Origin of the sequence: Pseudoalteromonas sp. KS88 (assembly GCF_004766475.1) — a bacterium.
In the GTDB taxonomy this organism is placed as follows: Bacteria; Pseudomonadota; Gammaproteobacteria; order Enterobacterales; family Alteromonadaceae; genus Pseudoalteromonas.
In genome coordinates this window covers 77,920-87,334 of sequence record NZ_PYHV01000004.1, presented here as the reverse complement: position 1 = coordinate 87,334, position 9,415 = coordinate 77,920, and the positions used below count along the sequence as shown (strand labels likewise).

Here is a 9,415-nt window from a genome sequence, read left to right as displayed (position 1 = left end):
ATTTGTGATTTAATATCAATATATTAGTACATCTCTTAACCAGAGTTCAGGTTAGTTAAAATTGTGTGTTATTTAGTGATCAAAGGAGTGTGATAGCACTTTAAAATCAATGAAAAATTGCTAAAAATGGAAGGAAGTAAGAATGAAGGTAAATTACACTCAGCAAAGCTAAAAATAAGCTTAAAGTAAAAAAGCCGCTGAATAGCGGCTTAGTATATTTAGTAGGTTATACGCTAAAACTAGCGCCACAGCCACAGGTGGTCGTTGCATTTGGATTAGAAACAAAAAACCTTGCACCTTCCAACCCTTCTGTATAATCAACTTCACCGTCAACTAAATACTGAATACTCATTGGATCAACAACTAATGTAACCCCGTTTTTCACTATTTCTAAGTCGCCTGGGTTCGCTTTCTCGTCAAAAGTAAAGCCATATTGGAAACCAGAACAACCACCGCCTGTAACATAAACACGCAGTTTAAGTTCCGGATTCTCTTCTTCATCAATTAATTGCTTAACACGGATTGCCGCAGCGTCACTAAATTTAATCGGTAATTCTTCTGACATACCAAACCCCTCAATTCCTCTAATAGAAGCGATTATCTAATACCCGAGTGTTTTAATCAAGTATAGCCTGAGCTTATTAGTCTCTAGATTATTATGGCTTAAGTAGCTCACTTTTTTTGACATCAAGCTCATGCATAACACCTAATAACGCGTCATTCATTTTAAAAATAAACTCTTTATCAACCCCTTGGCTGAATCCAATATGAGCTGTTTGTTGACTAATTTCATCTTTTTCTTCAACAAGAATATGACTCAACTCCGGATTACTCCTTTTTATATTATCAAGCTCATAAAGCGTGGCATTTCTATCATTAACATAGCAATCTAACTTATCTGTTAGTAACTTTATAACATTAGCCTCAGTACTTTTATTTTCCCACAATTTTATATAGCCTGATCGAATCGCCTTTTTATAGCGCTGATTTAACAGTAAATAACCAGCGTTCATCCCCAAGTGCAAACGTTTTTCCGACGGCAGCTTTAGTGCTAAGGCACTTTCTAAATCTATATTCTGACGACAATAAGTAACCACATGCTCTGTGCCTAATGCTATAGAGTATGATGAGATAAATGGGCGTTTTTCAGAATGACGATAAGGGGGAATGATCCCGACTACATTTCCTTGTTTAACGCTCAAAAGGGCCCTTTTCCATGGCATTGGAACAATTTCAACAAAATACTCTCGTTGCAACGGTGTAATTGCACGCCTCAACAACTCAATATAAATCCCCTTTAATACACCATTTTCCACATAGCTATAAGGAGGGTAGTCATCATCTGCCAATATGGTTACAACGTTGCTAGTTTGGCTTTTGACTGGGAAGGTGAGTGTAGATAGCATCATCAAAAATAATACATATTTTGATAAACACATACCTACTCCATTAATAACGCCAAACTTCTGCATAGTCATACCTAAACCCTATTGATAAAGAGTTAAAGTCCGCTAAATATTCAAAGTCCCTATGCAAAAACTCAACATGCAATCGAAGATTTTCAACAGGTAACCACTCGAAGGTAAGATTGGCACCATGAAACTTATGAGTTTTATTCGCTGAATGCCCATCATCAAAGTCAAAATAACCGGCCTTTACTTTGTAATACTTCCCAAAAGGGTAAGCCATGGACATATCAAATGTATGGCCCTGTTTATCATGAATCAAATCGCGGCTATATTTTTTATCTTGATAACCTAAAGCAAAGTACAACCCACTATCAAACGTGTAAGCAAATGAGCCCCCTAGTATTTCATTATCGTCAAGCTCCCTTTCTCCTTCATATTCACTTATTTTTGTATAAGTTATCGCAATGTGAAGGTTGTCTTTATCAAAACTAACACCACCGTTAATAAGATCGCTATTATTGTCTCCTTCGGCACCATCAAACTGACTGACTAACATCCACGTAAAATGACCTTTACTGATCTGGTAGCTAAGCAGGTTATCAACAAAAAAGAGGCTCTCTGGGTCATAAGCAAATGGGCTATTACTATGATTAAAAATATCAACGTACTCAGCAATAAACAAATATTGCGCAGGACGCTGTTTGCCTATACCAACCGTTCCATAAGGACTATCTAAAGCAACGTAGACTTGCCGAGCTTTACCAAAATCTCCATTATTAGATAAATCAATTCCCCACTCGCCATGTAAAATCCCTTGCCAATTATCATTAAACTCTACCGTTGATTTAAAACCGGCATGTGAAAGTGCATCCCTTACATCCCATTGCGATTCGTTATTTTCGTCGATATAACCGAGTGTGGGTCTTAATGTTGCATATATTTTTGCTTCTCTTTCTAAACCGCGTGTTTGGTGACTTAATTGCTGTTCTTCTGACTTGGGAAGGGGTGTTTCACGTGGAGGTGATGCGGAACTAGAAGCCATTTTTGCGTGATTATTTTGCTGCTGTTCGAGTACCTTGATTCGCCGATTGATTGCTTCAAATTGCAACATTAATGGCTCAAGGAGAGCTAATTGTGCTTTTATTTGACTAAGTTCAGATTTCAAATTGTTGAGCTCTTGTTCCTCGCTCACCTCTTGTCCGTAGACTGAAAAAACATTAGCGGCTGTAAACAACAAGCAAATGAGCTTAACTCGCATAAACATACCTTACTATTTAAACTTTCATTAAGTGTAGACTATATTTATATCTAGATAGCTAAAATGTTCATCCAAGCACTCTTTAAAAGTGGAACCTTATGAAAATCAGAACTAAATTTTCCATCGCCTCAGGCATCGTGGTATTTATCGTAATATCATTAATAGCAACAACCACATACCTACTCGTACAACAGACTCTTCGCAAGTCTACAACTGCCTATGTTCAAGATAACGCCTCATTGCTATCAAACAGTATCAGTAATTGGCTCATTAGCAGGTCGGCACAAATAAACATTTTAAAAAATCAGCTTGAATCAGATTTTTCGAAACAAAATTTTCAATCAAGTTTAGAAAATAAAGCACTAACAACTGATTTTTCTCTAATGTTTGGTACGTTGAATGATGAAAAAACGCTGCGATCTAATGATAAAAATAGAGTTAACCCTCCAGGCATTGACTTCAGACAAAGACCTTGGTTTAAATTAGCAAAGAATAGTAACAATACTCTATTTACGGCCCCGTACGTTGATGCTGCAACAAATGAGCTTCTCTTATCAGTTGTGAGTGCCATCAACACTGAAAATGGTTTCCAAGGCGTCATTGGCGGTGACTTGAGCTTAGATGCAATAGCGAACAGCGTAAACACAATCAATTTTAATGGAAATGGGTTGGCATTTTTAGTCGATGGCGAAGGTAAAATAATCACTCACCCATCCTCAGATTTAAATAATAAACAAACCCAAACTGTATACAGTTCCTCCCCAGCTAATACAAAAAACATTCTGCATATAGATCATGATGGCAAAGAAAAGTTGTTGTATTTTTACCCGTTAGATAATGAAGCAGGAGTCGATTGGTCTATTGCGATGCTACTTGAAAAAGATAAAGTGTATGAGTCATTAACTGCTTTTACGACACGCACATTACTGATAGCGATTTTTAGTATCACCTGCTGTGTCTTTATCCTAAGAAAGCTTGCTAAATTATTATTAAAGCCCTTGGATGAGCTTGAGCAAGCAATCAATGTAATCGCCTCTGGTGGTGGGGATTTAACACAACGATTAACAATCTCCTCAGAAGACGAATGTGGTGTTGTTGCAAATAGTTTTAATCAGTTTTTATCATCATTACAGTCGTTAGTTACGGGTGTAATAGGGAAAGCAAACAACGTTGAAGAGCAAAGTAGTGCAGCAAAATCTTTGTCAACAGAATCCAGCCGCTCACTTAATAAACAGTATCAATTAATTGATAGTCTAGCCACTGCGATGCATCAAATGAGTACAACTTCGACAGAAATAGCGTCAAGCGCCCAAGAGGCAGCCTCTTCTGTAACATCAGTCAATAAATCAACCACCTCAAGCAAAGCTCTTTTTGAGAAAACCGCATCGGATATAGCAAGCTTATCTGATTCAATATCTAACTCTCAGGAGCTCAGTAACCAACTTGCAGAACACAGTAATAGTATTGAACAGATACTGTCTGTTATTAATAATGTTGCAGAACAAACTAACTTACTAGCACTCAATGCAGCGATTGAAGCAGCCAGAGCGGGTGAGCAAGGCCGAGGGTTTGCTGTCGTCGCAGACGAAGTAAGAACATTGGCATCACGTACACAAAGTTCAACTACTGAAATTAAATCGATGATTGAACAAATACAATTATTCTCATCTAAAGTTCAACAAGCTATGGAGCAAAGCAAACAAAAAGCGTCTCAATGCGTTGAGCAAACAGAAGTCGCAAATCAATCACTGAACATGATTTCAATGTCCGTAAAAGACATTATGGACAGAAACTTTCAAATTGCCGCTGCGATAGAAGAACAAAGCACTGTAATAGAAGAGATAAATAAAAACACAATTTATATTAAAGATATTAGCGTCCAAGTAGATGAGTTTGCAAAAGAGCAATATGAAACCAACACAAACTTAGCCGAAAATGTTAATGGTCAACAAAGCTTACTTAATAAATTTATTGTTTAATTAAGTCACGCTCTAAACCACACTTAAATGATTGAATATCTCTAGATACTTCAAAATCAAAAGGACTTACGGTTTCACTTTTGGTAAACTTGCGGCTTAAAAGTGCTGTGAGGAAATATGCATGTGGCTCGAAACGCTGAGGCGTCAACTAGCAAAGCCTAAGACATCTGTTCAACTATGCTTGCTCGGCGTGTGCGCAGGGCTAATTGCCGCAATTTTAATAATCTTCTTTCGCCTCACCATCATGTTTTTCCAGAGTTTATTTCTGAGTACGCCTGATGACTTCACCACACTGCCAACTCTAGAACGTGTAATGCTTCCAATAGGAGCGGCATTAATAATCGCATCATTTGCAGCACTTACTGGTTTTAAACATTATCGTTTAGGCATTCCTTTTGTTATACATCGGATAAAAAAACATTACGGCCAAATGCCTTTGTATAACACCGTGAATCAATTTGTCGGGGGAGCTTTAGCGCTGATCAGTGGCTTCTCTGTTGGCCGGGAAGGCCCTTCTGTTCATTTAGGGGCAACGGGTGCAAGTTTACTCGCTGACAGATTGCACTTGCCTCATAACTCAATGCGTACACTAAGCGGCTGCGGCGTTGCTGCCGGCATTGCTGCCTCATTTAACACCCCTTTAGCCGCCGTAATATTTGTTATGGAAGTGGTGTTAAGGGAATATAAAGTACATATTTTTGTACCAATAATGCTCGCAGCAGTGACAGGCGCTCTGGCAACACAATTTGTCTTTGGTAATGCGTCAGAATTAGCACTTATTACTATTACTCCCCTTTCTGGCTGGCACTATCCATTCCTCATCGTATTTGGCATGGCACTTGGTGCGGTTGCATTTGCTTTTAATCAAAATTTAATGTTGATTATTCGTACCTTTAAACCTTTGAGTATGTTCCCGCGACTATTACTCGCCGGCCTTATTGCGGGGTTGATTGCTTATTTAGTTCCTCATGCGATGGGCTCAGGTATGAGCGCAATTACACTAGCAATAGAGTCTCCAGATGACCTGCAATTTTTAACCACCATTTTAATCGCAAAGCTTCTAGCAACTTTATTTGCTATTGGCCTAGGTATTCCTGGTGGAATTATTGGCCCAGTCATTGGGCTTGGTGTTTTAATGGGCACGCTTATGGCGTTTTTTGCGCAGTTTATTAGCCCAGGAGTGGATATTGCCGGCACCTACAGCGTATTAGGAATGGCAGGATTACTAGCAGCCACGTTACACGCACCTCTTGCGGCATTAACCACGGTAATGGAGCTCACATCGAGTCCTGAAATAATCGTGCCTGCTATGTTGGTAATTTCAACCGCCTACGTAACTGCTCTGCAAGTATTTGGAAACAGGTCTATTTTCATGCAGCAGTTAGATTTCCAAGGACTTGAATATCAAATATCACCAGCGACAGAGGCCCTACAAAAAGTAGGGGTGATGGATGAAATGGACGAACAATTTAAGCTGCTTTACAGTGATGATAAAGAACAAATTAAAACGAGCTTAGATGCCCTTGATAGCCAAACGCCATTGATTGTGCATGATGCTGAAAACGGATATAGATTAGCCGAATATGATTTGAGCTTAATGTCGGACCAAAATATTTCTATCAACTATATCAGTCTTCAGGGGCTAAGCAGCCAAGCAACATTAGCTGATGCGTTTGACCTTCTAAAAGATAAACGTTCCGGCGCTGTCTATATTTATAATCTGATGGATAACCAACAAATTATGGGAATAATGCGGTGGGATAAAATCCGTCACATTCTAACGATACGAAATACCCTATTATAATCAGTTAAAGAGATCACTATGAGTGCCTTACTTGTCTATAAAGCTTTACATGTATTTTTTATGATAGCCTGGTTTGCGGGCATATTTTACTTACCTCGTTTATTTGTTTACCACGCAATGACCGAAGAAAAGTCTTGCAGTTCAATGCTGAAAATTATGGAGCGTCGCCTACTCTTTTTTGTAACACCCTTTGCGTTTTTAACCACTATTTTTGGCGTACTAATGATTGTAGAATATGGCCGCGATTGGTTTAAATACAGCATGTGGTTACATTACAAATTAGTACTAGTGATTATTTTATACGCATACCACGCCTACTGTTTTAAGTTATTGGCTGACTTTAAACACGATAGAAATAAACGCACTGATCGTTTTTATCGTATTTTCAATGAGCTGCCAGTACTGTTGCTACTTGTTATTGTATTTTTAGCGGTAACTAAGCCCAGTTTATAAAAAATTTGTTATAATATCGCGCGATTGCGTGCCCATGATTCATGGTTGATTGCGCCCCATTTCAATGTAATAGGAATAACCCAATGTTAAGTTTCCAAGGCGAAAATATTCTTTCTGTGAATCAGCTCAATAGAGACTGTATTGAACGTATTTTTGCAGTAGCCAAAAAAATGGAACCGTATGCTAAAAAGCAAAAACGCACCAATGTATTAGAAGGCGCCATCTTAGCAAACCTATTCTTTGAACCAAGCACGCGTACACGAGTAAGTTTTGGTACTGCTTTTAATTTGTTAGGTGGACTCGTTCGTGAAACCACAGGCATGCAAAGCTCAGCCCTTGCAAAAGGAGAGTCACTTTATGACACTGCTCGTGTTATTTCGGCCTACGCCGATGCAGTCGCTATGCGTCACCCAGATGCTGGGTCTGTCGCTGAGTTTGCAACTGGCTGCTCTGTACCAGTAATCAATGGTGGAGATGGTCCTAACGAGCACCCAACGCAAGCGTTACTTGATCTATTAACGATTGAGCGTGAACTAAATCGCTTTGAACAAGGTATAGATGGGATGCATATAGCGCTTGTTGGTGATTTAAAATACGGTCGTACCGTTCATTCACTGTCTAAGCTGCTGTGTCATTACAAAGATATAAAATTCTCAATGGTTGCACCTGATGGTTTACAAATGCCAAGTTACATCTTAGACGCTGTTGATAATGCAGGTCATAAGATTGAACTTGTTGATAAAATGGAAGGTAACCTAGCGGCTGATATCGTGTATCAAACACGTATTCAGGAAGAGCGCTTCCCATCGCAAGAAGAAGCCAATAAATACCGCGGAGGTTTCCGCATAAGTCAATCAATTTACAATGCACACTGTAAACCAAGCTCAGTGTTAATGCATCCGTTACCGCGTGATAGCCGCTTAGAAGCAAATGAGCTCGATAACGATTTAAATAGTAACGATAACCTTGCTATTTTCCGTCAAGTGCAAAATGGCGTGCTAATTCGCATGGCGTTATTTGCATTAACATTAGATGTTGCAGACAAAGTTGAAAAGTATGAAGTTGAAGTACCTTGGTTTAGCCGTAAACGTAACAGTTAAGCAATACTTTATTTCAAAATAAACCATGAAAACTCAATAGGAATATTCATGACAATTAGCCAAGATTTATTTGCCCGCGCCCAAGCATCAATCCCGGGTGGCGTTAACTCTCCAGTTCGTGCCTTTAATGGCGTAGGCGGTACGCCTTTATTCATTACCAAAGCGCAAGGCCCGTTTACTTTTGACGCTGATGGTAACCGTTATATTGACTACGTTGGTTCATGGGGACCAATGATTTTGGGTCACAACCACCCTGCTATCAAGCAAGCGGTACTTGACGCTGTTGAAAATGGTTTAAGCTACGGTGCGCCAACCGAAACCGAAATTTTCATGGCAGAAAAAGTAAAACAGTTAGTACCATCAATTGAAAAAGTACGCATGGTAAGCTCAGGCACAGAAGCAACCATGAGCGCGATTCGTTTAGCACGCGGTTACACTGGTCGTGACAAAATACTTAAATTTGAAGGCTGCTACCACGGTCATGCTGACTCATTATTGGTTAAAGCAGGCTCTGGCGCGTTAACAATGGGTGTACCAAACTCACCAGGTATTCCTGAGGACTTCGCTAAACATACTTTAACTGTATCGTTTAATAACTTAGACGAAGTTAAGGCTATTTTTGAAAAATACGCTGACGAAATTGCTTGTGTTATCGTAGAGCCCGTAGCAGGTAATATGAACTGCATCCCTCCTGTAGAAGGCTTTTTAGAAGGCCTACGCGCAGTGTGTGACGAGTACAAATCAGTACTTATCTTTGATGAAGTCATGACGGGTTTTCGTGTCGCCCTTGGTGGTGCACAGGCGTATTACAACATCAAGCCAGACTTAACGTGTTTAGGCAAAGTGATTGGCGGTGGCATGCCTGTAGGCGCGTTTGGTGGTAAAAATGAAATCATGGATTACATTGCACCTGTAGGGCCTGTATATCAAGCAGGTACGCTTTCTGGTAACCCAATTGCGATGGCTGCAGGCTTAAAAGCACTTGAACTACTTGATGTTGACGGTCTTCACGACGCACTTGAAGCAAAAAGCAAAGCGATTTGTGAAGGCTTTGAAGCGGCTGCTAAAAAGGCCGGCATTCCACTGACCACTAATTATGCCGGTGGTATGTATGGTTTTTTCTTCACTGAACAAGAGAAAGTAACGACTTACCAACAAGCAACGCAATGTGACTTAGAACGTTTTAAAAAGTTCTTCCACTTAATGCTTGAAGAAGGTGTATATTTAGCCCCTTCAGCGTTTGAAGCAGGTTTTGTTTGTTCTGAACACTCAGAGCAAGAAATTGCCGATACTATCGCCGCTGCAGAACGCGCATTTGCAAAACTTTAATCCACCTGTTTTGCTATAAAAAAAAGCCCGTAAGGGCTTTTTTCGTTTTTTTGCTTAATTTTTGTGAATGAAAAGGTTGAGTC

At 39.6% G+C, this 9,415-nt stretch carries 8 protein-coding genes; 5 read left to right on the top strand and 3 right to left on the bottom strand.

Annotation, left to right across the window (positions count from 1 at the left end; all coding sequences use genetic code 11):
• Window positions 1-226: 226 nt before the first annotated feature.
• The 3 genes from erpA to C7Y70_RS01555 form a co-directional block, all read right to left on the bottom strand.
• On the bottom strand, window positions 227-565 hold the full coding sequence (gene erpA / locus C7Y70_RS01565; RefSeq protein ID WP_099294890.1) for an iron-sulfur cluster insertion protein ErpA: 339 nt from the start codon (window positions 563-565) through the stop codon (window positions 227-229).
• Between the two features lie 91 nt (window positions 566-656).
• Complete coding sequence (locus C7Y70_RS01560; protein ID WP_167850780.1) at window positions 657-1,472, bottom strand: transporter substrate-binding domain-containing protein; 816 nt, start codon at window positions 1,470-1,472, stop codon at window positions 657-659.
• Window positions 1,450-2,667 carry a porin gene (locus C7Y70_RS01555; protein ID WP_135473137.1) on the bottom strand — a complete coding sequence of 406 codons (1,218 nt, stop codon included), beginning with the start codon at window positions 2,665-2,667 and terminating at the stop codon, window positions 1,450-1,452. The genes C7Y70_RS01560 and C7Y70_RS01555 overlap by 23 nt, the downstream gene beginning before the upstream one ends.
• 98 nt (window positions 2,668-2,765) lie before the next feature.
• Between C7Y70_RS01555 and C7Y70_RS01550 the strand changes: the two genes are divergently transcribed.
• The 5 genes from C7Y70_RS01550 (at window position 2,766) to hemL (ending at window position 9,332) form a co-directional block, all read left to right on the top strand.
• Window positions 2,766-4,646: a methyl-accepting chemotaxis protein gene (locus tag C7Y70_RS01550; RefSeq protein WP_135473136.1), complete on the top strand. Its 1,881-nt coding sequence runs from the start codon at window positions 2,766-2,768 to the stop codon at window positions 4,644-4,646.
• 121 nt (window positions 4,647-4,767) lie between these two features.
• Window positions 4,768-6,450 (top strand): chloride channel protein, encoded by a 1,683-nt coding sequence (locus tag C7Y70_RS01545; protein WP_099294894.1) that lies wholly within the window; start codon window positions 4,768-4,770, stop codon window positions 6,448-6,450.
• Between the two features lie 18 nt (window positions 6,451-6,468).
• Window positions 6,469-6,903, top strand: coding sequence for a CopD family protein (locus tag C7Y70_RS01540; protein WP_135473135.1), 435 nt, complete (start codon window positions 6,469-6,471; stop codon window positions 6,901-6,903).
• An 83-nt stretch (window positions 6,904-6,986) separates the two neighbouring features.
• The gene (locus C7Y70_RS01535) at window positions 6,987-8,003 is read left to right on the top strand and encodes an aspartate carbamoyltransferase (protein WP_099294896.1); all 1,017 of its coding nucleotides are present in this window, start codon (window positions 6,987-6,989) and stop codon (window positions 8,001-8,003) included.
• Between the two features lie 48 nt (window positions 8,004-8,051).
• Window positions 8,052-9,332 carry a glutamate-1-semialdehyde 2,1-aminomutase gene (gene hemL, locus C7Y70_RS01530; RefSeq protein WP_135473134.1) on the top strand — a complete coding sequence of 427 codons (1,281 nt, stop codon included), beginning with the start codon at window positions 8,052-8,054 and terminating at the stop codon, window positions 9,330-9,332.
• Window positions 9,333-9,415: the final 83 nt, after the last annotated feature.

Excerpts from the sequence above, each read along its gene's own strand:
- erpA (WP_099294890.1), bottom strand. The coding sequence starts at position 565 with ATGTCAGAAGAATTACCGATTAAATTTAGTGACGCTGCGGCAATCCGT.
- C7Y70_RS01560 (WP_167850780.1), bottom strand. The coding sequence starts at position 1,472 with ATGCAGAAGTTTGGCGTTATTAATGGAGTAGGTATGTGTTTATCAAAA.
- C7Y70_RS01555 (WP_135473137.1), bottom strand. The coding sequence starts at position 2,667 with ATGCGAGTTAAGCTCATTTGCTTGTTGTTTACAGCCGCTAATGTTTTT.
- C7Y70_RS01550 (WP_135473136.1), top strand. The coding sequence starts at position 2,766 with ATGAAAATCAGAACTAAATTTTCCATCGCCTCAGGCATCGTGGTATTT.
- C7Y70_RS01545 (WP_099294894.1), top strand. The coding sequence starts at position 4,768 with ATGTGGCTCGAAACGCTGAGGCGTCAACTAGCAAAGCCTAAGACATCT.
- C7Y70_RS01540 (WP_135473135.1), top strand. The coding sequence starts at position 6,469 with ATGAGTGCCTTACTTGTCTATAAAGCTTTACATGTATTTTTTATGATA.
- C7Y70_RS01535 (WP_099294896.1), top strand. The coding sequence starts at position 6,987 with ATGTTAAGTTTCCAAGGCGAAAATATTCTTTCTGTGAATCAGCTCAAT.
- hemL (WP_135473134.1), top strand. The coding sequence starts at position 8,052 with ATGACAATTAGCCAAGATTTATTTGCCCGCGCCCAAGCATCAATCCCG.